We start from the raw sequence: 24439 nt of genomic DNA on the forward strand, positions 1-24439 counted from the left end.
TTTTGGCTCAAAAGTGTTCTCGTTGCGACATTTCAAATCTCCTCCTCTAGCGATGGTCAGATTTCAGGACGTTTCCTGCGTCCAAGCTTTTAAGTGCCCCCTCATTCCATGAGCACCCCTCTCTCCAAGCGTCTGTTTGCTGGCATGGCCGCAGCATCGCTGGGTCTCGCCGTGACCGCCTGTGGTGGTGACGACAAAGCTTCTGCACCAGCGACCGACTTTGACGACACCGTCACCGTTGGCATCCTGCATTCGCTGACCGGCACCATGGCCATCTCGGAGTCCACCCTGGTGGACACTGAGAAGATGGCGATCGATGAGATCAACGCCGCTGGTGGCGTCAAGGTCGACGGCAAGAGCTACAAGATCGAGTACATCGTCGAAGACGGTGCTTCCGATTGGCCCACCTTCGCTGAGAAGTCCAAGAAACTGATCGATCAGGATCAGGTGCCCGTGGTTTTCGGTGGCTGGACCTCTGCTAGCCGCAAGGCGATGCTGCCTGTTTACGAGTCGAAGGACGCTTTCCTCTACTACCCGATTCAGTACGAGGGTCAGGAGTGTTCCAACAACATCTTCTACACCGGTGCAACTCCGAATCAGCAGTCGGAGCCTGCAACCGTGTTCATGTATGAGAAGTCGCCTGCCGCTGGCAAGCCCTTCTTCCTGGTGGGTTCTGACTACGTCTTCCCCCGTACTTCCAACACGATCACCAAGGAGCAGGTCGCTTCTCTGGGTGGCGAAGTGGTCGGTGAGGACTACCTGCCCCTGGGCAACACCGAGGTTGCTCCGATCATCGCCAAGATCAAGAAGGCTCTGCCCGACGGCGGTGTGATCATCAACACCCTGAACGGCGACCAGAACGTCGCCTTCTTCAAGCAGATCCAAGACGCCGGTCTCACGCCTGCGAACGGCTTTTACGTGATGAGCTACTCCATCGCGGAAGAAGAGATCAGCACCATCGGACCTGAGTTCCTCGAGGGCCATTACGGCGCCTGGAACTACATGATGTCGATCGACACCCCGGCATCCAAGAAGTTCGCTGCTGACTTCAAGGCCAAGTACGGCGCCGACCGTCAGGTCGCTGACCCTCAGGAGTCGGCCTACAACATGGTTTACCTCTGGAAGAAGGCCGTCGAGAAAACCAATAGTTTCGACGACGACAAGGTGCGTGAAGCTTTGATTGGTATCGAATTCGATGCCCCTCAGGGTCCTGTAACGGTGATGCCCAACCACCATCTGTCCCAGACCGTGCGCATCGGCCAGATCACTGCTGACGGCCAGTTCGAGATCCTCGAATCTTCAGATGGTCCTGTGGCTCCTCAGGCCTGGAACCAGTTCGAGCCCAGCTCCAAGGGCTTCGCTTGCGACTGGACCGACGCTGCGAAAGGCGAGAAGTACAAGCTCTGATCCTCTGATCACAGCCTGATTGCTCTTCAGGGAGGAGCCCGTTGCCGGGCTCCTCCTTTTTGTCGTTTCACTGAACGCTTCGTTTCAGACTTCTGTGCAACTGCTTCTTGAAAGCCTGTTCAACGGTGTGGCCATCGGCTCGGTGCTGCTGATCGCTGCTCTCGGACTGGCCATTGTCTTTGGCTTGATGGGTGTCATCAACCTCGCCCATGGCGAGCTGATCATGCTCGGGGCCTACACCACCTTCGTGGTGCAGTTGATCTTCAAGCTGCCTGCCCTGCAGCCCGTTTACAACGCCTACGTTCTCGTTGCCATTCCCCTGGCGTTCATCGTCAGCGGTGTTGTCGGCATTTTGTTAGAGCGCACCGTGATTCGCCGTCTTTACGGGAATCCGTTGGAAACACTCTTGGCGACCTGGGGTGTCAGTCTGATTCTTCAGCAGTTTGTGCGGAGTGTCCCTCTGGCTCACGCTGCCGGCCTGATTCTGGCGCTGGTGCTGGGCTTTGGTCTGCCTCTGCTGCTTCCGTCGTCTCTCTTGGCTGGGCCGCGAGCCCGCTTGGTGCGGGCTGGTAGCTGGGCTGTTTCAGCCCTGGCAGGTGTGTTGTTGGCTGGTGGCTTGGCCTCACAAATCAGCCGCATCGCCCGAGCCACCTCCCGCAACGTGGATGTGACGGCGCCCAAATGGATGCGCGGTGGGATCGAATACATGGACATCACCTTCCCAGTGCCCCGTCTCGTGATCATCGTGCTCACGATCGTTGCGGTGGTTGGGGTGACTTGGTTCCTCAACAAAAGTGTGTGGGGCATGCGCATTCGTGCGGTCACTCAGAACCGCGCGATGAGTGACTGCCTTGGCATCCCGACGGAGACCGTTGATGTGCTCACGTTTGGAATTGGCTCGGGTTTAGCCGGTGTGGCTGGGGTTGCTGTTTCGCTGCTTGGTTCGGTGGGCCCCAACGTGGGCGGGTCTTACATCGTGGGCTGCTTCATGGTGGTGGTGCTGGGCGGTGTCGGCAATTTGCTGGGAACCGTGCTGGCCTCGTTCGCCATTGGCGTCCTGACCGATCTGATCGGTGCTGGTCGTTTGCTCACGATTTGGCCCGACATGCCGGCTCCCCTGGCCGGTGCAGTCAATTTCTTCGCCACAACGAGCATGGCTCAAGTGATGGTGTTTGCACTGATCGTGGTGTTTTTGCAGTTCCGTCCTGCGGGTCTCTTCCCGCAAAAAGGCCGCATGGTGGAGGCTTGATCTGATGTTCCAAGCATTTCAACAACGCCGTTGGCCCTTGATCATCCTTTGGGTGGTGATCGTTGCGGCCATCGTTGCTGCGCCTGCTGTTCTGCCGGTGTTTCGGCTGAATTTGTTGGGTCGCTTCCTCTCCCTGGCGATCGTTGCTCTGGGTATTGACTTGATCTGGGGCTTTACCGGTCTGCTCAGCCTGGGCCAGGGCATCTTTTTCGCGCTTGGCGGTTACGTGGCAGCCATGTACTTGCAGCTGAACAGTTCAGCGGACCTGCCCAATGGCATCCCTGAATTTTTCAGTCTCTACGGAGTGGATCGTTTGCCCGCGTTCTGGCAACCGTTCCACTCACCCCTCGTCACCTTGGTGGGGATTTGGTTGGTTCCGGCTGTTTTGGCAGCGGTGCTGGGCAATCTCGTCTTTCGTAATCGCATCAAAGGGGTCTACTTTTCGATCCTCACCCAGGCCGCGCTCCTGGTGTTTTTCAATTTTTTCAATGGGCAGCAAAAGCTGATCAATGGCACCAATGGTCTCAAGACCGATGTCACGGAGTTGTTTGGTCAGGTGGTGGGTTCGGCAGAGATGCAGCGCAGTTTTTTCTGGCTGACCGCAATTGTTGTGATCCTGGCGTGGTTGTTTTTGCGTTGGGTGGTGCGGGGTCGATTCGGTGATGTGTTGATTGCCATTCGCGATGACGAACCCCGGCTGCGCTTTGCGGGGTACAACCCAACCCTGTTCAAGACGATCGTCTTTGCCATCGCTGGTGGTTTGGCTGGTATCGGAGGCGCGCTGTACACCGTTCAGTCGGGCATCGTTTCGCCCCAATACATGACTGTTCCCTTCTCGATTGAGATGGTGATCTGGGTTGCGGTCGGTGGTCGAGGCACGCTCGTGGGAGCCATCCTTGGCGCTGTGGCCATCAACTACGCCAAGAGTTTGGTGAGCGAAGCTCTCCCCCAAAGTTGGCTGTTCATCCAAGGGGGGTTGTTCATCCTCGTGGTGACGGCCTTGCCTGAAGGCGTCATTGGTTGGTTCCGAGGAGATGGTCCTCGCAATTGGCTCAACCGATTCGGAATCTCTCGTCTGAGTGAGACCTATCCACGTCTCGATCTTGAAGGTCAGGAGGAGGTTCAGTCATGAGTACGGCTTTATTGGAATTGCGCCAAATCACCGTCAGTTTCGATGGGTTTTTGGCGCTGCGAGATCTCAACCTCAGCCTGCAGCCTGGTGAGCTGCGTGCCGTGATTGGCCCCAACGGGGCCGGAAAAACCACGTTCCTGGATGTGATCACGGGCAAAACGGCTCCCACGGAAGGCGATGTGATGTTTCAAGGTCGTTCCCTCGTGGGGCGAGCGGAGCATCGCATTGCTCGCCTGGGCATCGGTCGCAAATTTCAGAGCCCCCGCGTTTTCGAGAAGCTCAGCGTCCAGGAGAACTTGGCCCTGGCAGTGAGCCAGCCGAAGCAGCCCTGGTCATTGCTGGTGGGCGGCCTTAATGGGGATCAGCGAGACCGTGTTCATCACTTGATGAGCATCGTCAACCTGCAAAACCGTGCCGATTGGGCTGCTGGGTCGTTGTCCCATGGCCAGAAGCAGTGGCTTGAGATCGCCATGTTGGTGGGGCAGGATCCCGACCTCTTGCTGGTGGATGAGCCGGTGGCTGGCCTCACGGATGAGGAGACCGACCTAACGGCGGATCTACTCAAGTCGTTGGCAGGGGATCACACCGTGTTGGTGATTGAGCACGACATGGAATTCATTCGACGGCTTGAAAGTCCGGTGACGGTTCTGCACCAGGGTCATGTTCTCTGTGAGGGCACGATGGATCAGGTGCAAGCAGATCCCCGGGTGATTGAGGTTTATCTCGGCACCACTGAGGAGGAGAACCCATGACGAATTTGTTGGAGATCCAAGGACTCAACACCTTTTACGGTGAAAGTCACATTCTTCGGGATGTTGATCTCAGCGTGAAGTCGGGAGAGATGGTGTGTTTGATCGGCCGCAATGGCGTGGGAAAAACCACGTTGCTGAAATCGCTGATCGGCTTGTTGCGCCCTCGCTCCGGAACGATGGCCTTCGACGGCGCTGAACTGGATCGTCAGGCTCCCCATCAGCGAGCACGGGCGGGGATTGGCTATGTGCCTCAAGGTCGCGAGATCATTCCGCAACTCACGGTCGAAGAGAACTTGCTTCTAGGGATGGAGGCTTTGCCGGGTGGCTTGGTGCGCCATCGCCACATTGATCCATTTGTCTATGAGCTGTTTCCGATTCTGCAGGAGTTTCTGCCGCGCAAGGGAGGGGATCTAAGTGGTGGTCAGCAACAACAATTGGCCATTGCCAGAGCGTTGCTAGGAAAACCAAAACTTCTGCTATTGGATGAGCCCACCGAAGGCATTCAGCCCAATATTGTTCAAGATATTGAAGCTGCTGTTCGGCGGATTATTGCTGATACCGGGATTGGTGTGTTGTTGGTGGAGCAACATCTCCATTTCGTCCGTCAGGCCGATCGCTACTACGCCATGCAACGCGGCGGGATTGTCGCCAGTGGTTCAACAAGTGAACTCAGCCAAGCGGTTGTCGACCAGTTCCTAAGCGTTTAGATCACTTTTCCTCGAATCCATCCGGGTCAGTTCAGCTGGCCCAGAGGGATTCCCTGGCAGGCTCTTCATCTGTGGCGTAGTCACTGACATCGGCTCGCACATGCAGCATCTGCCCCGTCATCGACATTTTCCAAATTTCCAAGCGCGCATCTTGAGGTGCTTCAAACCAGAAAACCTCTGCTGGCATCACCACCTTCTCTCGATAGAAGTGGTCTTTGCCAATGCATTTCACGATCACCATTCGGCTGGTGTCGTTTTGATAAACGCACTCAATCATTGTTAGCATATTGGATCATGCCAATCTGGTGCTCTTGATGCAAGCGAAGTGTTTGATTGGTCACCGAATCAGCACAGCTTTAGATTTGGTACAGATGCGTTGATACAGATCGAGTCATTTTTGTAATCACTATTACAGTTCTGCCCAAGACTTTTGAATTGCAGATTTTTGTTCAACGTTTGGATCGACACAAGGATGGCCTTCCGTTTCAAATGAAACAATTCTTTTGCTTGCTCCTGCGCATGATTGTTCCGTCGATATGAGGGATTGAAAAATGGAGGAGCAAGTCAGCTTGAGTGTTACTCAGCAGTTCGATCTTGAGCGGATGAATCGAGCCATTGAGTCAACGCTTGATGCACAGCAACTGCAGGTACTGGCTAAGCAATTGCTTCAGGCCTGGCACTCGCAACGGGCTGCAACGGCCTGGGTGACGCTGCAGCGTGAGCAGTTGGGCTGAATGTTGTAATTGCCTTGCTTTAGGCAGCCAGCTCAGAGGCAAAGCGTTGTGGGTGGTGGTTAGGCCGTTTCAGAGATCTTCGATCAGCTTGTCCAGCTTCAGCCAGATCAGCCTGCAGAGCTGAATTGCAACTGCGAAGTCGTGACCAGCTGGGCAGTTGATGCGCAATGGGTGCCTGCATCAGTTTTGCGAGGCCAGGCCGCAAGAGGCTTGCGAAGTTCTGAACAGCGAGTTCTTCGCCATGACGGTCGTAGGGCAGTCGGTTGATGGCTGAGTCGAGGCCGAACTGACGGACTCGATCTTCTCCAACCCGCCGATAGAGCACCTCCAACGTTGGCAGTTGGTCCATCGACATCACGCACCCTTCGTGTTCCATCAGTCCACGCAATACGGTGCCGAAGATTTCGCCAGCCATGCGTTGCAGGCCTTCCGTCGGTTGATGGCCCAACTCCTTGTGCTTGTGGTCGAACAGCCCGAGATCAACTTGGGCAATTCGGCTGGAGGCCACATGGCGGTACACCTCCGAAAGCAGGCCAACCTCCAGCCCCCAGTCCGATGGGATGCGCAGATTCATGGCCAAATCGCTCGTAAAGGCGAATTCACCAGCGAGGGGATAACGGAATGACTGCAGATAGGCCAGGTAAGGGAGAGGCCCGAAAATCTGTTCCAGGCTCGCGAGCAACGGGCCGACAAACAGGCGTGTGGCGCGGCCTTGAAGCGCCTGGGTCTCAAGGGACAGGCGGCTGTAAAAGGCTTTGACGTAGGCAATGCCGTGGGATCGATCCAGCAGCGGGCGCAGCATGCGCTCCGGATACGCCGATCCAAAGGTTCTGATGTCGGCATCGAACAGGCCAACGACCTCAGCGTTTTGGCAAGCCACCCCCAGCCCCTGCCAGACGGCCCATCCTTTGCCTGGTGGCCCGGTCACATCGAGCCCCAGCTCGCCGACGGATTCGAGCAGCTCCCGAACCGCAGGGCCGTTGGTCCAGTGCACCCGTACCGGGAACGGCATCCCTTCAAAAAACTTTTCTGCTGCTTTGACGTCTTCGGGGCTGTTGGCCGCCAGCGCCACCACCAGCTCGTTGAGGCCCTTTAGTCCGGAGAGCGTGTCTCGGATCAGGCCGAGGGCCGGGCGGCTGAATTCCTCCATCAGGCAGGGGATCAGCAGCGTGGTTGGTCGCTGACTCAACTCCTGGTTAAAGGCAACTGCATCAAGATTGCCCAAGCTGTAGTCGTGAACGGTGCTGATCAGGCCCTGCTGAAAATCCATGTGGTGTTCGATGCAACAACAGAGGTCAGAGTCCTGCCCCATACCTGAACGGTGTTGAGGAGGAAGGCAATGCAGCCCCCGCGCGAAGAGACGCTGCGGAACCTGCTTGGCAATTTGTACCCGAATGATTCTTCCGGGGATGGCAAGGAGTTGTCGTCGCAATTGCTGCAGATCTTGAGCGAATCGTCTGCAGATGGCGATACCGAGACAGATGCGGCGCGACGTGTTGAGCGTTGGGATGGCCGCGATGTGGTCTTGATCACCTATGCCGACACGGTTGTTGATGACGGTGTGCCTGGTCTTCAAGCCTTGAAGTCCTTTGTGAATCGCCATCTGCACCCCTTTGCAGCAGTGATTCATGTGTTGCCGTTCCTGCAATCCACCAGTGATGGAGGTTTTGCGGTGGCCAGTCACACGTCTCTTGAGAAGCGTTTCGGCGATTGGAGCGACCTTGCCGCCCTGGCCCAGGGGAGACGGCTCATGGCCGATCTTGTTCTCAACCATGTGTCGGCGTCTCATCCTTGGGTGCAGCAGTTCATGCGGGATGAAGATCCCGGTCGCTCTTGTGTGCTGGAGGCTGCTCCCGATCCCTGTTGGTCGGATGTCGTTCGTCCTCGCAGCTCCAATCTGTTCACGCAGTTGAGGGGGCCAAAAGGTGCGCGTCAGGTCTGGACCACCTTTGGCCCGGATCAGGTGGATCTCAACTGGCGCAGTGCGGAGGTGCTGCTGGGCTTTGCCCGTCTGATGCAGCGTATGGCCCGGCATGGGGTGCGTTGGATCCGTTTGGATGCAGTGGGTTTTGTCTGGAAGCAGCCCAATACCTCATGCATTCATCTGCTTGAGGCGCATCAACTGGTCCAGGTGCTTCGCCTGCTCCTCGATCAGGTGGGACCGGATGGCGTTGTGGTCACCGAGACCAACGTGCCGGAGCAGGAAAACCTCTCGTACCTGAGAAGTGGTGATGAAGCGCATCTGGCCTACAACTTTCCACTGCCGCCCTTGCTGCTGGAGGCCAGCGTCAGTGGCCGCGCCGATCTCCTGAATGCCTGGTTAAGTCGATGGCCCGACCTTCCGCAGCAGACGGGGTTGCTCAACTTCACCGCCTGTCATGACGGCATCGGTTTAAGGCCGCTGGAGGGACTGATGTCCCAGAAACGTTTGCTTCAACTGTTGATCGGCTGTGAGCAACGGGGTGGGTTGGTCAGCCATAGGGTGCTCAGTTCTGGAGAAGAAGTTCCCTACGAGATCAACATCAGTTGGTGGAGTGCCATGGCGGATGGGGGGATTGATCCCACCTATCTCCAACGGGAGCGGTTTTTGCTCACCCAACTCATGATCCTGGCCTTGCCAGGGGTTCCTGCGTTCTATCTGCCGGCGCTTTTAGCGGCTCCCAATGATCTAACTCGCTTTCGTCGGACGGGTCATCGACGGGATCTCAATCGGCCCCAATTCACGGCCCAGGCCTTAGAGCGACGCCTGGCGGATCCTGATGCCGATGCAACGACGCTGCTTCCGGTGCTGAAGCGTGCGCTTGCCGAAAGGGCTGTTCATCTGGCTTTGCATCCTGATGCCCCCATGCAGGTGCTGAGCGCTGACCGCCTTGATCGCGTCATCCTGCAGCGTTCCTATGGGGGGGAAACGTTGGTAGCTGTTCACAACATGACGGCGTCGCGGTTGAGCTTGCGCCTCGGTCGCTTGGGGGGTGATGTGAACCAGCCATGGGCCGATTGTCTGAGCGGTCATGTGTTCGCACCACATCAGTTGCATTCGCTCGAGCCTTATGCAGTGCATTGGTTGGTTCAGCCATGACGGCGAAGGTCGAGTTGACGTGGTGGGTGGTGACCGATCTCGACGGCACGTTGCTGGATCACACCTACGACTGGTCTCCCGCAAAGGATCTGATCCGCCAGCTGCAACAGCGCAGGATTCCTGTGATTCCGTGCACCAGTAAAACGGCGGAGGAGGTGCGTAGCTTTCGCGCAGAAGCGGGGCTTCATGATCCATACATCGTTGAAAACGGTGGAGCCGTGCACGGTGAAACCCCTGAGGGGGATGCCTGGGAGTTGCCGCTGGGCCCTGGTTGGACGGAGCTGAAACCCCAGTTGCAGAATCTCCAGCGTGAGTTGGGTGAGCCGCTACGTCCGTTGGATGAACTCAGTGAGGAAGAAGGTCAGCAGTTGTTGGGGCTCGGCGGCGAGTCCTTGCGCCAGGCCCAGCGGCGTTGCTGCAGTGTGCCGTTCGTTCCGCCCTCGGCGGAGGGGCGGCGCCGACTGGAAGCCTTGGCGCAGCAGATGGATCTCACGGTGGTGCAGGGCAATCGCATGGGGCATCTGTTGGGCCCTGACATCAGCAAAGGCAAGGCCTTGGCAACCCTGAAGCGACATTTGGGTGCTCAGCAGGTGAAAGTCTTGGCTTTGGGAGATTCTCCTAACGATCTGCCGCTGCTCGAGGTGGCCGATGTAGCTGTTGTTGTTCCAGGGCCTGATGGCCCCCACCCGGAGTTGTGTTCCGGCATCGCTGCTGGACGATTTCAATTGGCCGGCGCCCCCCATGCCACCGGTTGGGATGAGGCTGTGCGCCGGATTCTCATGATCTAGGTGCTTGACGGACCCCTGATCAGTGGAGCAGGGATTGCCATACCTCCAATGCATCAGGCATTGCAGCCAAGGGTTTGCCGTTGTGGGATGCGATCGGTCGACAGCTGAGGCTGTTGATCAGAACGGCCTGATCATCTGCCTCGAACTCGGCCTCCAGCTCGGTTTCCATTGCAACGCCCTGGCTCAGAGCGCGGCCCCTCATCACGCCCGGAAGACAGCCGCTGCTGAGTGCTGGTGTGAGCCACTGTCCGCGCCGCCGGATCAACAGGTTGGCTGCCGTTCCACAGCACATGGCCCCAGCAGTGTTCAAAAGCAGGGCATCGTCAGCCCCTTGCTCCTGCGCTTCCCTACGGGCCTGAATGGCTTGTCCGTAGGCGAATGTTTTGCAATGGCTTAGCCGGCTGGAGGCATTGCGACGCTCATGGCGACTGGTGATGGTGTTGATGGGTGAAAACGTCGGCGTGCAGGGCTGGAGCGTGAGCCAAAAGCGGTGGTGTCCTGAGGCTGGAAGCCCGATTCCGCGCTGGGGTGTGCTGCCACGGCTCCAGTTGAGCCGCAGGGCTCCATCGGCTGCGTTCAGCTGGCTGCGTTGAATCGCGTCTTCAATCAGAAGCTCCAGCGTGTCGCGCTCGGGAGGTGCATCCATGCCCAGCTGCGCAGCACTGTCGCTCCATCGCTGCAGGTGCTCCTGCAGAAGTTGTGGCTGGCCGTTGCGGACCAGCACTGTTTCGAAGAGGCCATCGGCCAGGAGCAGGGCCCTGTCGTCGAGGGGAAGCTTCAGGCTTGCTGCAGTTCCCCATTGGCCATCGATCCAGGCAATGGATGAGGTCATGTCAGTGCCTCCAGCAGCGGCTGCAGTTTCCACATCAACTCCTCCGCTTCGCCCAGGGGATCTGAGTCGGCCACGATCCCGCAGCCAGCATGGGCCCGGAGGGTGTCGCCCTGTCGCAGCAGAGACCGGATCAGGATGTTGCTGTCGAAACTGCCATCCCAGTCGATTCGGAGGAGTGATCCGCAGTAAGGACCGCGACTGGTGGGCTCGAGCTCATGCAGCCGTTGGCATGCCCGCAGTTTGGGTGCCCCACTAATCGACCCCCCAGGCCAACAGGTTTCCAAGAGATCGACCCAACTCAACCCGGCTTTCAGCTGTCCCTCCACGACCGAAGTGAGGTGATGCACTGAGGAATAACTTTCGAGCCCCACCAGTTGAGGAACCTGGATTGAACCTGGCTGGCAGGTACGACCGAGGTCGTTCCGCAGCAAGTCGACGATCATCACGTTCTCCGCGCGGTCTTTGTCGCTGCAGACGAGTTCTGCGGCGAGGTTCGCATCCTGTTCGGGTTCGGAATGGCGCGGCCTGGTGCCTTTGATCGGCCGGGTTTGCACGGCTCCCTGGGCACTCACCTGCAGAAATCGCTCCGGCGACGAGGACAACAACGCTTCGTTTTGGTCGCTGATGATCAGCCCTGCAAAGGGGGCAGGACAGGCTTCCCGCAGGGTGAGAAACAGCTCAATGGCACTGCTTTCCTGGGGCCAGGCTGTGCTGCAACAAGCCGTGAGATTGGCTTGGAAGAGATCGCCGGCTGCGATCAGATCACGGATGCGTTGCACGCCTGCGGCGTACTGCTCTGTTGTCGTGTGGTGACGCCATGCTGCAAGCGGAATCGATACGGTCTCGGCCCTGGGTTGCTGAGCGTTGGGGACCAATTCTTGGGCCAGGCTCTCCAGAGCAGCCGTGCTGGTGGCTTCGATCCACACCTTGCGCTGTTGGAGATCAAATCGCAGCACCGGATCGTGGCGGGCGATCCAAAGGGTGGCCATGCCATCGCTGGCCCAGGGGTTTCCCGGTTCCACCCAAGCGGCCGCTTCGTAGCTCAGCCAGCCGCACCAATGCCCTGGGGCAAGCCCACGCAGGGCATCGAAGGGATTGGTCGCTCCTGGTTCTCCGGGGAGGCCGCGGCAGCAGATGATCTCCTGGGGGGCGACGGCCAGGGTTGCCCATCTGCCCAGCGCACTTCCGTCGCCATCCAGCCAGGCCAGGCCTTGTTCTCCATGCCTGGCCCTTAGGATTCGGGCCATGGCTTGGGGCTCCTGCCAGGGCAGTTCAAGCCGCTTCGGGCTGATCATTCAATCGCTTGGCTGCAGAGGTCCGGCCGTCCTGCCTCTCGCAGTGCCGCATCACGGATGCGGCAGCTGTCGCACACGCCGCAGGGAGAGCTGCCTCCGCGGTAGCAGCTCCACGTGGTCTCGATTGGCACGCCCAGGCGTAGTGCCTCTTCCACGATGCGCGTTTTGCTCCAGTGCACCAAGGGGGCCCACAGCTTCGTGCCACGACCTTCTCGCCCTGATTTGCTCGACAGAGCCGCCAGCTCCTGGAACGTGTCGAGATAGTCGGGGCGACAGTCGGGATAGCCGGAGTAATCGACAGCATTCACGCCAAGCACCAGCCGTTCGGCGCCCCGGGCTTCGGCCAGGCTGAGTCCGACTGCAATGAAAACCGTATTGCGGCCGGGCACATAGGTGGTGGGGATGATTCCCTCTTCCACCCCTTCGCTCGGAATGCTGATCGTTGCATCGGTGAGTGCTGAGCCCCCCCAGCTGGCCAGATTCACAGCGATGCAGTGATGTTCCGCCAATCGAAGGTGCTTCGCGACGGCAGTGGCGGCGTCTAATTCGCGGCGATGCCTCTGGCCATAGTCGAAGGAAAGGCCGATGACACGATCGCCGGCTTCAAGGGCAACCGCTGCAGCTGTGGCGGAATCCAGCCCTCCTGAGAGCAGAGCAATCGCGGTGCATCGACTCATGGCAAGACGGTGAGCTCGTGCAGTGCGCAGTAGTCCTGGTCGTCCAGCTCGGTGCCCTTCGCTTGTTCAAGCAGGCTGAGCAAACCGGTGAGCCCATGCTCTTGGAGGCCAGCGGTTGTCGCTTCCTCAAGAAACAGGCGCAGGTCTTTGCGCAGCAAGGCGGTGCTGAAGTTGGGATCGGCGTAATTGTGATCAAGCATCCGTTGCAGCTTTTTGTCGAAGGTGGGGGCGTAGAGCGCTGACGTTCGCAAGATATTCATGAACGTCTCCACAGGGACACCGGCCCGTTGGATCAGTTGAAGGGAAAGGGAAAAGCTATGGGTAAGGCTGGCGATCAATTGATTGAGGGCCAGCTTGGTGGCAGCGCCGCTGCCAATGGGGCCCACGAGTAGGGGCTCTTCGGATAGATGAGAGAGAAGCGGTTGTTGTTCTTCGAAGACTTGGGCTTCGCCGCCCGCCATCACCAGCAGTGATCCGTTGAGCGCTTGTGGTTTGCTGCCAAGTACCGGGGCTTCGAGATAGCGCCCCCCTTGCTGAGCGGCTTGTCTGGCCAGCGACTGACTTTCTGAGATCCCCATCGTTCCCATCGTGATCAAGGTGGAGCCATCGAGGGGTCCGATGTCTTTTAAAACTGCGACTGTGATCGGCCCGTCGCGCAGCACAGTGATCACGCTGTTGCAACAGCGTGGGGCCTCACAGGGGCTGCTCAGGGCTTGGGCGCCCGCATCGATCAAGGCCCTGGAGCGCCCCTGGGATCGGTTCCAGACATAAAGAGAAACGCCTTGCTGAAGGAGGCGTCGGCCGATCGCTTCGCCGAGCAGACCGGTGCCGAGCAGAGCAACACCGCTCATGGCTTAAGCGCTGAAGACATCAAGCTGGATCGCTTGATCGATCTCGAAGTAATCGAAGTGATTGTTGGCGAGCAAGTGGCGAAGAAGATCCCGCTGATCCGATCCTGACGCGTTGTTGAAGTCAACGCTGGCGAAGAGATGATCGCTTTTGTCGAGACTGATGAAGTCGTCGACGGCTGCATATTTGCCTTGGTCGCGCCGAACTCTGCGGCGGATGATTTGCGTCGTTGATTGGCGACGTTTGCTGTTACCGCTCAGGCTTCCAATCAGAGGGTCGTCAAAGACATCGGCATTGAGGCTGTCGATGTTGTCCAACGTGATCACCCGGGAACCAAGTGATCTCGACCCTGAGCTCTGCGTGCCGGTTGGGTCGCTCTGGGTGTTGCTTCTTCCCTGTGTCGTGCCCGTAATCAAATCCTCGATGTCGCTGCTGCTCAGCCTGCTGTTTTGGCTTTTCAGCAACCCAGCCACGCCGGCCACATGGGGTGTCGCCATCGAGGTGCCGCTGTAGCGGCCGTAGCGATTGCCAGGGAGGGTGGACGTGATGTCGACGCCGGGTGCCGTGACGTAATCAAGGGGTTGCGATCCAGCGCGATTGGAGAATTCCGCGATGCGCCCATCCCGTTGGACAGCCCCCACCGCGATTCCATGCTCGATGGCATGGGCACCCGGATATTCCGGCGAGTCCCCTCCCGCGTTGCCCGCGGCCATCACCACCACGGAGCCGCGGCGGGAGGCATGGTGGATCGCATCGGCCATGGCTTGGCTGTAGCCCGTTCCGCCGAGAGAGAGGTTGATCACATCGGCGCCGTTGTTTGTGGCCCAGCGAACGCCTCGAATCACGTCGGAGAGGTACCCGTAACCGTCCTGATCGAGGACGCGGATGGGCATGATTGTTGCGTCGTGCGCAACGCCGGTGATGCCGCGGCCATCTTTGGCGGCTGCGATCGTGCCGGCCACATGGGTTCCATGGCCGTTGGTGTCTTCGGCGATCGAATCGCCATCAACGAAGTCGTAGCCCGCTCCAATGCGCCCCTTGAATTCGCGATGGTTGTAGTCGATGCCGGTGTCGACCACGGCGATGGTCACGCCCTTGCCCGTCGTGCTGGTGCCGTTTGTTCTGGCCGCCCAGACCTCTGGTGCGCCAATCATGTCGAGGTTCCAAAGCTCGCCTCCGAGGGGAGCTTGATCTATCAGGGGGCGATTCAGCAGAGCCTCAAAGGCACCTTTGGCATTCACCTGGCCGTAGCCATCCAAGCGGCTGAATGTTCGCCGAGGTGGGTCTTGTGGCCTCGGTTCTGCAGGTTTTAATAGTTGGGCGGAGAGGGTGTAACTCCCCCTATAAGCTCCCTGGAAACTGCCCACGTCGAGGTAAAAACGTCCCCCTTGCAAGACCTTGAATTGGACGCTCGGGTCGAGGCTGGTGGGGGTGTCGTCGATCTCCGCCAAGATTTCCCCGCGGCTATCGCGCAGTCGCAGGTGTGGATCCAGCAGCGATTGCCCCTTCAGATCAACCCTATAACTGCTGTCGGTGTCCAGGTTGATGCCAAACCAATCGCGATCACCGTGGCTTTCCAGCCTCCCTTGGCTGCGGCCACCAACATCCAGCTGGCCTGATAGCTCAGTGGTCGCACCAAAATCGTCTCGCTGGCGTCGGCGTCGGCGGCGAGATCGGCGGCGGCGGATGAAGGTGGACATGGCTGTCGAGTTAGCTGAACAACTCGTGGAGCGATTAGGGACTGTCCCAACCACTCATTTTATATATTTTCTCTCAGGAGTTGCGACGTCTGGCAAGCAAAGGCTGAGGTTTGGCTGAGTGTTTCCTGAGTGTTTTGGTCGGTGGTTACCTCACGCCCAGCCATTTGTGGGTTTGCAGGCTGAGGCGCCAGGTTGGGTTCTGACGAACGTGCTCAATCGCGAGTTGCTGCCCCTCGGGGCTGTCCCAGCCGGGTTGAAGGTAGTGAAGCGCCTCACCCTGGCCTGCTTGTGCCATTCCATCAGCGAAGTGCAGATCTGCAGGCGCATGGATCACCACTTTGAGCTCTTGCATGCTGTCCAGCACTCCCTGCAGGGGGGGCTGGTGTCGCTTGGGGGAGAGCGTGATCCAGTCGAAGCGTCCGCTCAGCGGATCCACCCCACTGGTTTCCAAGTGTAGGGGGAGGCCACATCGCGCATCGAGTGCCTGGGTGAGTGGATGGAGATCGTGATGCAACGGTTCCCCACCAGTGATTACAACGAAGCTGGCCCCCTCGTCGGCGGCCATTTTGGCTGCCTCAGCCAAGTCATCGATTGGATGCTCAGGGTGCCCCTGGGTAGGCCACGAGTGCTTGGTATCGCACCAGGGACAGCCCACGGTGCAGCCGGCTAATCGAATGAAGAAAGCGCTGCGTCCGGCATGGTGGCCCTCCCCTTGAAGGGAATGAAACGTCTCCACCACAGGGAGGGGCGAGGCATCAGCCATGGATCGGGCTCATGGGATGGCAATGTCTCCTTGTTGACGCAGGGCCTGGGCGGGCGAGTCGGGTAGTCGTTGTTGTGCCGCTTCGATTAACCCCCGGAACAACGGATGTGGTTTCCCTGGGCGGGAGAGGAATTCTGGGTGGTATTGACAGGCGGTGAAGAAGGGGTGCCCTTTCAGTTCGATCAGTTCGACCAAGCGTCCATCCGGTGAGGTGCCGCTCACCACGTATCCGGATTCCAGAAACAGATTGCGATAGGAATTGTTGAATTCGTAGCGGTGGCGGTGACGCTCGTAGACCACCTCCTCTCCGTAAAGCCTCTGGGCCAGGGTTCCTGGAGCAATTCGGCAGGGATACACCCCAAGCCGCATCGTGCCGCCGAGGTCAACCACGTCCTGCTGTTCCGGCAGGAGATGAATCACGGGATGCGGGGTGCCAGCATCCAATTCGGCACTGGTGGCTTCCGTGAGACCGGCCTGGTTGCGTGCCCATTCGATCACTGCGGTTTGCATGCCGAGGCATAGCCCCAGAAAGGGCACGCGCTGTTCGCGGGCCCAGCGAATGGCGGCAATCTTCCCGTCAACGCCACGGTTCCCGAAGCCACCGGGCACCACCACGGCATCCATGCCGCGTAGGAGTGCATCGGCACCGTTGGATTCAATCTGTTCCGCGCAGACCCAGTGCAGGTCGAGGGAGGCATCCTGGGCAATGCAGGCATGCTGCAGTGCTTCGACAACGGAGAGATAGGCGTCGTTGAGCTGGACGTACTTGCCCACCAAGGCAACCTTCACCGACGGGCCGGGATTGCGCAGGTTGTGAACCAGCTGTTCCCATGCCGCCATATCGCTGTCATGGTCTGCGAGGTTCAGCACGTCCAGCACTTCCCGGCACAATCCCTCCTGTTCGAGGGTTAGCGGAACGGCATAGATGCTGTCGGCATCCAGGGAGGGAATGACGGCGCGGTTTGGCACGCCGCAGAAACCGCCGATCTTCCGCTTGAGATCGTCGCTGATGTCGCGATCACTGCGGCAAACGAGCACATCCGGCTGGATGCCGATGGAGCGCAGTTCTTTGACTGAGTGCTGGGTTGGCTTGGTCTTGAGCTCGCCCGAGGTGCCGATGAAGGGCAGCAAGGTGACGTGGATGTAGGCCAGATCGTTGCGACCTACGTCCCCCCGGAACTCGCGAATGGCTTCAAGAAAGGGAAGCGATTCGATGTCACCGACGGTGCCGCCGATCTCAGTGATCACCACATCGGCGTTGCTGTTGGACGCAACCCGGTGGATGCGCTCGCGGATTTCGCCGGTGATATGGGGAATGACCTGAACGGTGCCGCCGTTGTAGTCGCCGCGGCGTTCTTTGTTGATCACCGATTGGTAGATCGAGCCCGTGGTCACGCTGTTCAGCCGTGACATCGCCGTGTCAGTGAAGCGCTCGTAATGGCCGAGATCGAGATCTGTTTCTGCGCCGTCTTCGGTGACGAACACCTCCCCATGCTGGAAAGGGCTCATCGTCCCCGGATCCACATTGAGGTAAGGATCCAGCTTGAGGATCGAAACGTCGTAGCCCCGTGACTTCAGCAGCCGGCCGAGGCTCGCCGCCACGATCCCCTTGCCAATGCTGGACACCACACCACCGGTGATGAAGACGAATTTGGCCATGACCTGCCAGGCGACTCTTCAAATTACCTGGCATTGGTCGTGTGCTCCAGAGGCCAGGAGGTGATTGCTCTAACTGTCGAGCAAGCTCCGCAGCATCCAGGCGGTTTTTTCATGCACCTGGAGGCGTTGGGTCAAAAGGTCTGCACTGGGTTGGTCGTCTGCCGCGTCAGCTAGAGCGAAAACACTGCGCGCTGTTCGTGCCACCGCTTCATGGCCCGCCACCAGCTCACGCACCATGTCCAAGGCCGCTGGATTTTGCTCGGCTTCAGTGATGGATGACAAGGCCGCCAGGGTGCTGCCGCCATGGGGGGCCATCAGGCCAAGGGCTCGAATCCGTTCGGCAATCTCATCCAGTGCTGTCCAAAGCTCGGTGTACTGCTCCATGAACATCAGGTGCAGCGTGTTGAACATCGGCCCAGTGACATTCCAGTGGAAGCCATGGGTTTTTCCGTAGAGCACATAGGTATCCGCCAAAAGCCGGCCGAGTCCATCGGCGATGGTGCTGCGCTGCTCTTGGGAGAGGCCGATGTCGATGTCCATGGAGCGGTGGGTAGAGGTGGGCTTTGGGTTTAGGAATCCAGGCCCTGGATGTAATCGCGGACTTTGCTGCGCCGTTGGGGTTGTCGCAGTTTGAGCAAGGCGCGGGTTTCAATCTGACGAACGCGCTCCCGGGATAGTTTCAGTTCTTCTCCGATCTGGGCCAGCGTTTGGGGCGTGTCATCTTCCAGCCCGAAGCGGCGTCGTAGGACAGCGGCCTCCCGACTGGTGAGTTCATCCAAGAGATGTTCCAGATCGTTGTGGAGTTCGTCGTGGGTGAGGGTCTGCTCAGGGGTGGCATGACCGTCTTCGATCAGATCCCCGAGTTGGGTGTCTTGTTCGCGGCCGACGCGGGTGTCCAGCGAGACCGAGCGGGGCACCCGGGCCAGGGTCTGGCGCACGGTGTCCTCACTGATGCCTAGCTCTCTCGACAGATCCGCGATTGAGGCGATGCGTCCTTCGTTGCTCGCAATTGCTTGCTGGACCCGCTTGATCCTGTTCAGTTTTTCCGTGACGTGGACGGGCAAACGAATGGTGCGGCTCTGGGTGGCGATGGCCCTGGTGATGCCCTGACGGATCCACCAGTAGGCGTAAGTGCTGAAGCGAAAGCCACGGGTGGGATCGAACTTTTCCACCGCCCGTTCCAGACCGAGCGTCCCTTCTTGGACAAGGTCCAGGAGTTCCATGCCCCGTTGCTGATATTTCTTGGCCACAGCCACCACAAGCCGCAGGTTGGCCTGAATCATGTGGTCTTTGGCCCGTCGCCCGTTGCGGAGGGCCACCCTCAGGTCTTTGGCCTCCAGTTGTGCCTGCTCAGCCCAGACCTGGTACCCCACGTCGATTCGCTGCTGCAACTCCGGCAAGGGCAGCCCGGCCGCCCGGGCCCATTCCTGCTTGGTCGGCCAGTGGCTGTGCTGGTTCGCTTCGCGGCGCTGCAGCTCTTCGAGACGATGCAGTTCCCCAATGGCCGCATGGCTTTCGGCCAGATCCCGTTGCTGGTGCAGTAGTGCTTCGCGGCGCTGCACCAGACGCGCCAAGGTGACCTCCTCTTCGTTGGTGAGAAGGTCGACCCGGCCAATGTCCTGGAGATAAAGCCGCAGCAGATCCGTCGTGCCGCTGCTGCGGCGCTCACGGGTTCCCCCTGTCCGTCGGGGCTTACTGGGCAAAAGCTGGCCTTGGTGAAGTCCAACTTCAGGGTTCCTCGCCGTTGACCGCGGTGCGACAAATGCGCTGATTCCCTTCGGGATCTGCTCAGTAAAGCTGATGGATTTGGTTCTCCTGCCCAATGGATCGTGAAGCCTCGGGTTAGGCCCCCAGCAAAGGCTCACCACTACTGCGACGGACTGCGACAACCCCTGGACGCGCTGGCCGACCGGGGGCCTGCGCTGGCCAGTTGGATCCGAGCGGCAGCTGGCGCAATTGTTGAAACGCTTTGCCATCACGATCCACCAGGTCGTGGGCCTGGAACTCTTCATCCCCTGACTGGTGAGATCCATGCACCTCGCCTGGATGCTGTATCGCCAGAAACAGGGTCTCCTCCGGACGATCCAGGCAAACACCTGTGACCTCGCACTCCATTGGTCCGATGGCAAAACAGGCGGCCGTCTCGTTTTGGTCACCGTTGCGCGGAACAAACCAGCAACTGTTGTTTCCAAACACATCTCCGGCTGCTCCTTTCATCGAGCGATCCGTGACGATCCAGAGATTGCCCTCGGCGTCGACGGCCACGTTGTCTGGATTGGTGAATCCCAGGCCACCGGCCCAGGGGGTCCCCCCGGTGACTGCCATGCGCCAGCGGAAGTCCTTCTCACCTTGGTCGCTCAAACGCATCACCCAACCGTTGGGCCAGGTGGCCTGCCCTTCTGGTCCTTGAAATACCTCAGGATCAGCGCCGCCGGTCATCCCTGGTGAACCGGAGGTGAACGCAATCAACAGATCACTACTGATTGGGTCGATCTTGGTGTCTTCCGGACGGGCTGTCGGCGTTCCGCCGGCGGCACTGGCCGCCAGGTGCGCATCCACCAGAATCGCTCCCTGCACAGCCTCCCCGTCTCCGCGATAGAGGCTGGCGAGGGTTGGATAGCGCTTGCGGTAAGCCTGAACGGACGCATCATCGCGGAACAGCTCGGCAACGGCTTGCTCGCGATCACTGTTGGGCAGCTCCACAGGACAGGTGAGACCCGCTTGATCAAACCGACTGGGTAGGAACGGATCCACCTTGGTATCAGGTGTCAGCGGCAGCCAATCGCCCGTGCCATCCGCCTGGAATCGCGCCACCTGCAGCTCTCCTCCTTCCAGCAAAAGGGAATTGGCCTTGTCCTTTAAATCCGTGACTGTTTTGCTACTGACGAAGCGGTACAGATGGCCACCGCGTCGATCGCAGCCGGAATACACCACCAGGGGTTGCCCCACTTCCGCACGCACGGCCACCGCCTCATGGCGAAACCGTCCCAGAGCCGTGTGCTTCACCGCCTGCTGAGCAGGGGCGTCCGGGTCCACCTCCACCATCCAGCCGTATTTGTTGCCAGCCAGGCCATAGACGTTGCCGAGCCCCTGCAATTTGCGCTCGCGGCAGAGGAATGGTCGCTGGGATGGTGCTACCGAACTGCCATCTGCAAACACCGGCTCTGGAACTTGGGACTGAAAGTTTTCCTCTGCGCTGAGCACCGTGCCCCATGGGGTGGTGCCGCCGCCGCAGTTGGCGAAAGTGCCGATGACTGCGCTGCCCAAGCCGTCGTCATAGCCCTGACGGCTGGCAGCCTCGAACACTCTGGTGGCTGGTCCTGTGCTGCGCAGCCGCTCTGCGGGATTCTCAAGGCCGGCGATGCCATCAATGCGCCGGTCCTGGTGACCCTTGGCACGCACCCAGCGCCCCTGGCTGTCCCGTTTCAAGGTCATCACACCCATGCCGAGATCGGTCATCGCCTGATCAGCAACGGCACGGATCTGTGCGAGGCGAGGGTCCCTGGCTGCTAGCGCCGTGCAATCGATCACGCCATCCACGGGCGCCAACGCCCGCACCACAGCGGCATAGGGAAGAGGTTGGCCCACTACCTCGTTGAATCCATCCACCCAGGGCTTCGGGCTGATGTACTCGAAGTTCACCGTCATCGATGCCCGATTCGCATCGTGCTGCACGAAACCGAGGTGATCGTTGTTGAACCCGAAGCGACTGTTACCCAAGGCATCCCCCCATGCGGCGAGGAGATCGGAACGAAACTCTTCCGGCACGACGAGCCGATCTTCAACAGCCATCTCGCGGTAGGTGGTCTGCTGTTCTGCGGCCGTCAGGCCATCGCTGTTCACTGGCAGTGGCACCCGCACCGGTGTGAAGGGGAAGGTTCTGTTGCTGGGGACGGATCCAACGCCGTTGGAGGAACAACCCGACAAACCCTTGGCCGTGAGCAGGCCCACGCTGCCAAGGCCGAGCATGGAGAGAACAGAGCGGCGGCGCAGAGTCATCGCATCAGTCGGAACAGGCTTCGGTGCGGCGAGGAGCCATCACCGCGAGCCAGCTTGACTGGAGAGGGTTGAAGTTGTCGTCACTCCCCAATACCAACGTGGTGCGTCCATCGCTCAGTTGTGGGCCGACGGCCAGGGCTTCCCAGTTGTCCGGCGGCAGCCCAGCCGTGAGCAGATCCCAGCCATGCAATGGTTTCAGCGGTGGAGCAGCGTTGCCAGTGGGGTAGGGGTACAGCAACAGCCGGGCGGTCCACGTGATGGGCGGTTGAAATCCGCGGACAAGGGCCAGCAGTCGGCGGTGTGAGGGCAGGGCCAGCAACTCGGTGAGGCCAGCGGTCTTGGCTAAGGGGTGGATCTCCAACGCGCCCTCACCCTGCACCGCCGCTCCCTTGTTCAGGCGCGCCATTGGTATGAGCGATGGATTAGCGCTGTGCAGCAGAGGTCGCTCAGCGGCGAGCAGCAGCTCGGATGGGGCCAACGCCGTTAGGGATTCCGGCCCCTGATTGCGTGCAAGACCGCGACCTGGCAGTGCCCCTTCAAGGCGGCGGCAGCGGCAGCACCTCCTTCTGTTGGCCAGTGTTGATATCGATGCGGATCAGCCGGGCGGTGCGATCCGGCGTGCGGCGACCCTCGCTGGTGATCCAGGCACTGCTGCCCTCCAGTACCAGGCCCTCGCCATCAAAACCCTCGGGCAATGGTTGCCCATTCGCATCGCGAAGCAGCAGCCTCGGCCCTGGGGCCAGCGCGGAGGCCATGCCGTTGAGCAGCTGGGCCAACCCTCCCCATGGAACGAGATGACCTTGGGGGGCATCACTGAGCAGCCAGAGCCGATCTGGCTCCGGTTGGTAAGCGGCTGCGGAAAACCCGCCCAGGGGAAGACCATCATCCCCCTGCCTCGTTAAGATCACCATGCGAACCAACTCCCACCCGGCATCCAGGGGACAGGGAAGAGCTAGATCCATGGATCTCAGCAACCGGTGTCGAACCTTCGCACCCGTCGCTGATCAGTGGCAAGAACAGTACCGACTCAGTCCAGCCGCAGAGGTCAGTCCTCCTGGTCGGGCTCCACCCAGGTGCTGGCCACATGCAGTTCCTCCAGCTGCTTGTCGGCCACGCCACCAGGGGCATTGGTCATCAGGCAGCGGGCTTGCTGGGTCTTGGGGAAGGCGATCGTGTCGCGGATCGATTCCTCACCGGCCAGCAGCATCACCATGCGGTCTACACCGAAGGCCAGGCCGCCGTGGGGAGGTGCGCCCACATCGAGAGCATCCATCAGGAAGCCGAACTGTTCTTGGGCCTCCTCGAGTGGCAGGCCAACGGTGTGCAGCACCTGGCGCTGCAGGGCAGAGTCGTGGATCCGTAGGGATCCACCCCCGAGCTCCAGACCATTGAGAACGAGGTCGTAGGCCTGGGCCCGAGCTCCCGGGAGGGTGTCAGCCCATTGCGAGGCGTCGTTGCCGAGATCCTCGGCGTTGGGAGCGCAGAAGGGGTGATGCAGCGCCTCGTAGCGGTTCTCGTCGCTGTTGAACTCGAACATCGGGAAGTCCACCACCCAGAGGAAGTTCCACTGGTCGTTGTCGCGCTCGGCCTTGACCATGCCCAGCTCCTTGGCCAGGTACTGGCGGACGCGATCCAGGGCCTTGTTCACCGTGGCGGTGTCGCCGGCGCCGAACAGCAGCAAGGTGCCGGGTTCCGCGCCGGTGCGGCTGAGCAGCTCCTGCTTCTGCTCATCGCTGAGGTTGTCCTTGATCGCGCCGATCGTGTCGATCTCCCCGCCGTCTCGCACGCGGATGAAGGCCAAGCCACCCGCACCGGCTTTCTGGGCTTCACTGAACACATCGCCGCCGGGCTTGATCCGCACGTTGCTCACCGCATCGTTGCCGCCGGGCACTGCGATGCACTTCACCGCGCCGCCGGACTTGACGGCACCGCTGAACACCTTGAAGCCCATGTCCTTGACGATGTCGCTGACGTTGGTGAGCTCCATGCCATAGCGAGTGTCTGGCCGATCGGTGCCGTAGCGCTCCATGGCGTCATGCCAGGTCATGCGGGGGAAGGGACGAGGCAGCTCGATGCCCTTCACGGCCTTCCAGATGGCGCAGATCAGCGATTCGTTCAGCTCCAGGATCTGCTCCTGATCCATGAAGCTCATCTCGATGTCCAGCTGGGTGAATTCCGGCTGGCGGTCAGCGCGCAGATCCTCGTCGCGGAAACAGCGGGCCACTTGGTAGTACCGCTCAATGCCGCCCACCATCAACAACTGTTTGAACAGCTGCGGTGACTGGGGCAATGCGAACCATTCACCGCCGCAGACTCGGCTGGGCAGCACGTAGTCGCGGGCGCCTTCGGGTGTGGAGCGGGTGAGCACCGGTGTTTCCACCTCGATGAAGCCTTCGTCCTCCAGGAAACGACGGGCGGCCTGGATCGTCTGGGCCCGCAGCCGCAGGTTGTCGTTCATGCGCGTCCGGCGCAGATCCAGATAGCGGTGCCGCAGCCGCAGTTCTTCGCGGGTGTTCTCCTCGTCATGCACGGACACTGGGAACGGCAGATTCCCCTTCACGCTGTTGAGCACGGTGATGCCGCTGGCCAGGACTTCCACAGCCCCTGTGGCCAGCTTGTCGTTCAGGGATTCGGAAGGGCGGGCTCGAACTTTCCCCTGCACCTGCAGCACGGTTTCGCTGCGTAGATGCTCGGCGACGGCGAAGGCGTCGGCTCCCAGATCCGGGTCCACCGTGATCTGCACCGTGCCGCTGCGGTCCCGCAGGTCGATGAAGATCACCCCGCCGTGATCACGGCGTCGATCAACCCAGCCGCACA

General features: G+C 59.9%; 23 protein-coding genes. 8 read left to right on the plus strand and 15 right to left on the minus strand.

The features are described from left to right. The first annotated feature begins 108 nt into the window (after positions 1 to 108). From urtA to urtE, 5 genes are all read left to right on the plus strand, one after another. On the plus strand, positions 109 to 1407 hold the full coding sequence (gene urtA, locus FZZ88_RS04295) for an urea ABC transporter substrate-binding protein (RefSeq protein ID WP_166016165.1): 1299 nt from the start codon (positions 109 to 111) through the stop codon (positions 1405 to 1407). Positions 1408 to 1501: 94 nt separating this feature from the next. Then, a complete protein-coding gene (locus tag FZZ88_RS04300; protein WP_166016168.1) occupies positions 1502 to 2656 on the plus strand; it encodes a branched-chain amino acid ABC transporter permease in 1155 nt (384 codons plus the stop codon). A 4-nt stretch (positions 2657 to 2660) separates the two neighbouring features. Further along, entirely contained in the window at positions 2661 to 3788 is a 1128-nt protein-coding gene (gene urtC, locus FZZ88_RS04305) for an urea ABC transporter permease subunit UrtC (protein WP_166016170.1), read from the plus strand. Continuing rightward, on the plus strand, positions 3785 to 4540 hold the full coding sequence (urtD, locus tag FZZ88_RS04310) for an urea ABC transporter ATP-binding protein UrtD (RefSeq protein ID WP_166016172.1): 756 nt from the start codon (positions 3785 to 3787) through the stop codon (positions 4538 to 4540). Before urtC ends, urtD begins: the two co-directional genes overlap by 4 nt. Beyond that, positions 4537 to 5247, plus strand: a complete 711-nt coding sequence (gene urtE / locus FZZ88_RS04315) for an urea ABC transporter ATP-binding subunit UrtE (protein WP_166016174.1) — start codon at positions 4537 to 4539, stop codon at positions 5245 to 5247. The genes urtD and urtE overlap by 4 nt, the downstream gene beginning before the upstream one ends. Before the next feature lie 31 nt (positions 5248 to 5278). Here urtE and FZZ88_RS04320 read toward each other — a convergent pair whose 3' ends face one another. Beyond that, a complete protein-coding gene (locus FZZ88_RS04320; RefSeq protein ID WP_166016176.1) occupies positions 5279 to 5524 on the minus strand; it encodes a DUF1830 domain-containing protein in 246 nt (81 codons plus the stop codon). Between the two features lie 325 nt (positions 5525 to 5849). On the opposite strand from FZZ88_RS04320, the gene FZZ88_RS12125 reads away from it, so the two are divergent. After that, positions 5850 to 5981 (plus strand): hypothetical protein, encoded by a 132-nt coding sequence (locus tag FZZ88_RS12125; protein WP_255453044.1) that lies wholly within the window; start codon positions 5850 to 5852, stop codon positions 5979 to 5981. A gap of 19 nt (positions 5982 to 6000) precedes the next feature. On the opposite strand, the gene FZZ88_RS04325 is transcribed toward FZZ88_RS12125, so the two are convergent. Then, the gene (locus FZZ88_RS04325) at positions 6001 to 7251 is read right to left on the minus strand and encodes a glycosyl transferase (RefSeq protein ID WP_166016472.1); all 1251 of its coding nucleotides are present in this window, start codon (positions 7249 to 7251) and stop codon (positions 6001 to 6003) included. Between the two features lie 69 nt (positions 7252 to 7320). Here FZZ88_RS04325 and FZZ88_RS04330 point away from each other — a divergent pair, with 69 nt between their 5' ends. After that, positions 7321 to 9060, plus strand: a complete 1740-nt coding sequence (locus FZZ88_RS04330) for an alpha-amylase family glycosyl hydrolase (RefSeq protein WP_166016179.1) — start codon at positions 7321 to 7323, stop codon at positions 9058 to 9060. Then, positions 9057 to 9848: an HAD-IIB family hydrolase gene (locus tag FZZ88_RS04335; protein ID WP_166016181.1), complete on the plus strand. Its 792-nt coding sequence runs from the start codon at positions 9057 to 9059 to the stop codon at positions 9846 to 9848. The genes FZZ88_RS04330 and FZZ88_RS04335 overlap by 4 nt, the downstream gene beginning before the upstream one ends. 19 nt (positions 9849 to 9867) lie before the next feature. Here the strand turns inward: FZZ88_RS04335 and FZZ88_RS04340 are convergent, their stop codons facing one another. From FZZ88_RS04340 to aspS, 13 genes are all read right to left on the minus strand, one after another. After that, positions 9868 to 10680, minus strand: a complete 813-nt coding sequence (locus FZZ88_RS04340) for an aminotransferase class IV (RefSeq protein WP_166016183.1) — start codon at positions 10678 to 10680, stop codon at positions 9868 to 9870. Further along, complete coding sequence (locus FZZ88_RS04345) at positions 10677 to 11975, minus strand: anthranilate synthase component I family protein (RefSeq protein ID WP_166016186.1); 1299 nt, start codon at positions 11973 to 11975, stop codon at positions 10677 to 10679. Before FZZ88_RS04345 ends, FZZ88_RS04340 begins: the two co-directional genes overlap by 4 nt. Then, the gene (gene queC, locus FZZ88_RS04350) at positions 11972 to 12652 is read right to left on the minus strand and encodes a 7-cyano-7-deazaguanine synthase QueC (protein WP_166016188.1); all 681 of its coding nucleotides are present in this window, start codon (positions 12650 to 12652) and stop codon (positions 11972 to 11974) included. Before queC ends, FZZ88_RS04345 begins: the two co-directional genes overlap by 4 nt. Beyond that, positions 12649 to 13503 carry an NAD(P)-dependent oxidoreductase gene (locus tag FZZ88_RS04355; RefSeq protein WP_166016190.1) on the minus strand — a complete coding sequence of 285 codons (855 nt, stop codon included), beginning with the start codon at positions 13501 to 13503 and terminating at the stop codon, positions 12649 to 12651. Before FZZ88_RS04355 ends, queC begins: the two co-directional genes overlap by 4 nt. Positions 13504 to 13506: 3 nt before the next feature. Beyond that, on the minus strand, positions 13507 to 15201 hold the full coding sequence (locus FZZ88_RS04360) for a S8 family peptidase (protein ID WP_166016193.1): 1695 nt from the start codon (positions 15199 to 15201) through the stop codon (positions 13507 to 13509). A gap of 145 nt (positions 15202 to 15346) precedes the next feature. Continuing rightward, a complete protein-coding gene (locus tag FZZ88_RS04365; RefSeq protein WP_166016194.1) occupies positions 15347 to 15964 on the minus strand; it encodes a 7-carboxy-7-deazaguanine synthase QueE in 618 nt (205 codons plus the stop codon). A 9-nt stretch (positions 15965 to 15973) separates the two neighbouring features. Next, the gene (locus FZZ88_RS04370; protein WP_166016197.1) at positions 15974 to 17623 is read right to left on the minus strand and encodes a CTP synthase; all 1650 of its coding nucleotides are present in this window, start codon (positions 17621 to 17623) and stop codon (positions 15974 to 15976) included. Between the two features lie 69 nt (positions 17624 to 17692). Then, positions 17693 to 18163, minus strand: coding sequence for a Dps family protein (locus tag FZZ88_RS04375; RefSeq protein ID WP_166016199.1), 471 nt, complete (start codon positions 18161 to 18163; stop codon positions 17693 to 17695). Positions 18164 to 18192: 29 nt separating this feature from the next. Beyond that, positions 18193 to 19326: an RpoD/SigA family RNA polymerase sigma factor gene (locus tag FZZ88_RS04380; protein WP_166016202.1), complete on the minus strand. Its 1134-nt coding sequence runs from the start codon at positions 19324 to 19326 to the stop codon at positions 18193 to 18195. A gap of 139 nt (positions 19327 to 19465) precedes the next feature. Beyond that, complete coding sequence (locus FZZ88_RS04385) at positions 19466 to 21622, minus strand: PhoX family phosphatase (protein ID WP_166016204.1); 2157 nt, start codon at positions 21620 to 21622, stop codon at positions 19466 to 19468. Positions 21623 to 21626: 4 nt separating this feature from the next. Beyond that, entirely contained in the window at positions 21627 to 22100 is a 474-nt protein-coding gene (locus tag FZZ88_RS12130; RefSeq protein WP_255453045.1) for an esterase-like activity of phytase family protein, read from the minus strand. 58 nt (positions 22101 to 22158) lie between these two features. Next, positions 22159 to 22584 carry an esterase-like activity of phytase family protein gene (locus tag FZZ88_RS12135; RefSeq protein WP_255453046.1) on the minus strand — a complete coding sequence of 142 codons (426 nt, stop codon included), beginning with the start codon at positions 22582 to 22584 and terminating at the stop codon, positions 22159 to 22161. A gap of 83 nt (positions 22585 to 22667) precedes the next feature. Beyond that, positions 22668 to 24439, minus strand: a 1772-nt coding sequence (gene aspS, locus FZZ88_RS04395) for an aspartate--tRNA ligase (protein WP_230332819.1), incomplete at its 5' end; no start/stop codon positions are given.

It is taken from the genome of Synechococcus sp. PH41509, from assembly GCF_020514285.1.
Classification (GTDB): Bacteria; Cyanobacteriota; Cyanobacteriia; order PCC-6307; family Cyanobiaceae; genus Parasynechococcus.

Excerpts from the sequence above, each read along its gene's own strand:
- FZZ88_RS04355 (WP_166016190.1), bottom strand. The coding sequence starts at position 13,503 with ATGAGCGGTGTTGCTCTGCTCGGCACCGGTCTGCTCGGCGAAGCGATC.
- FZZ88_RS04335 (WP_166016181.1), top strand. The coding sequence starts at position 9,057 with ATGACGGCGAAGGTCGAGTTGACGTGGTGGGTGGTGACCGATCTCGAC.
- queC (WP_166016188.1), bottom strand. The coding sequence starts at position 12,652 with ATGAGTCGATGCACCGCGATTGCTCTGCTCTCAGGAGGGCTGGATTCC.
- FZZ88_RS04370 (WP_166016197.1), bottom strand. The coding sequence starts at position 17,623 with ATGGCCAAATTCGTCTTCATCACCGGTGGTGTGGTGTCCAGCATTGGC.
- FZZ88_RS04325 (WP_166016472.1), bottom strand. The coding sequence starts at position 7,251 with ATGGATTTTCAGCAGGGCCTGATCAGCACCGTTCACGACTACAGCTTG.
- FZZ88_RS12125 (WP_255453044.1), top strand. The coding sequence starts at position 5,850 with ATGAATCGAGCCATTGAGTCAACGCTTGATGCACAGCAACTGCAGGTA.
- urtC (WP_166016170.1), top strand. The coding sequence starts at position 2,661 with ATGTTCCAAGCATTTCAACAACGCCGTTGGCCCTTGATCATCCTTTGG.
- FZZ88_RS04385 (WP_166016204.1), bottom strand. The coding sequence starts at position 21,622 with ATGACTCTGCGCCGCCGCTCTGTTCTCTCCATGCTCGGCCTTGGCAGC.
- FZZ88_RS12135 (WP_255453046.1), bottom strand. The coding sequence starts at position 22,584 with ATGGATCTAGCTCTTCCCTGTCCCCTGGATGCCGGGTGGGAGTTGGTT.
- urtD (WP_166016172.1), top strand. The coding sequence starts at position 3,785 with ATGAGTACGGCTTTATTGGAATTGCGCCAAATCACCGTCAGTTTCGAT.
- FZZ88_RS04320 (WP_166016176.1), bottom strand. The coding sequence starts at position 5,524 with ATGATTGAGTGCGTTTATCAAAACGACACCAGCCGAATGGTGATCGTG.
- FZZ88_RS04365 (WP_166016194.1), bottom strand. The coding sequence starts at position 15,964 with ATGGCTGATGCCTCGCCCCTCCCTGTGGTGGAGACGTTTCATTCCCTT.
- FZZ88_RS04345 (WP_166016186.1), bottom strand. The coding sequence starts at position 11,975 with ATGATCAGCCCGAAGCGGCTTGAACTGCCCTGGCAGGAGCCCCAAGCC.
- FZZ88_RS04340 (WP_166016183.1), bottom strand. The coding sequence starts at position 10,680 with ATGACCTCATCCATTGCCTGGATCGATGGCCAATGGGGAACTGCAGCA.
- FZZ88_RS04375 (WP_166016199.1), bottom strand. The coding sequence starts at position 18,163 with ATGGACATCGACATCGGCCTCTCCCAAGAGCAGCGCAGCACCATCGCC.
- FZZ88_RS04360 (WP_166016193.1), bottom strand. The coding sequence starts at position 15,201 with ATGTCCACCTTCATCCGCCGCCGCCGATCTCGCCGCCGACGCCGACGC.
- urtE (WP_166016174.1), top strand. The coding sequence starts at position 4,537 with ATGACGAATTTGTTGGAGATCCAAGGACTCAACACCTTTTACGGTGAA.
- urtA (WP_166016165.1), top strand. The coding sequence starts at position 109 with ATGAGCACCCCTCTCTCCAAGCGTCTGTTTGCTGGCATGGCCGCAGCA.
- FZZ88_RS04330 (WP_166016179.1), top strand. The coding sequence starts at position 7,321 with ATGCAGCCCCCGCGCGAAGAGACGCTGCGGAACCTGCTTGGCAATTTG.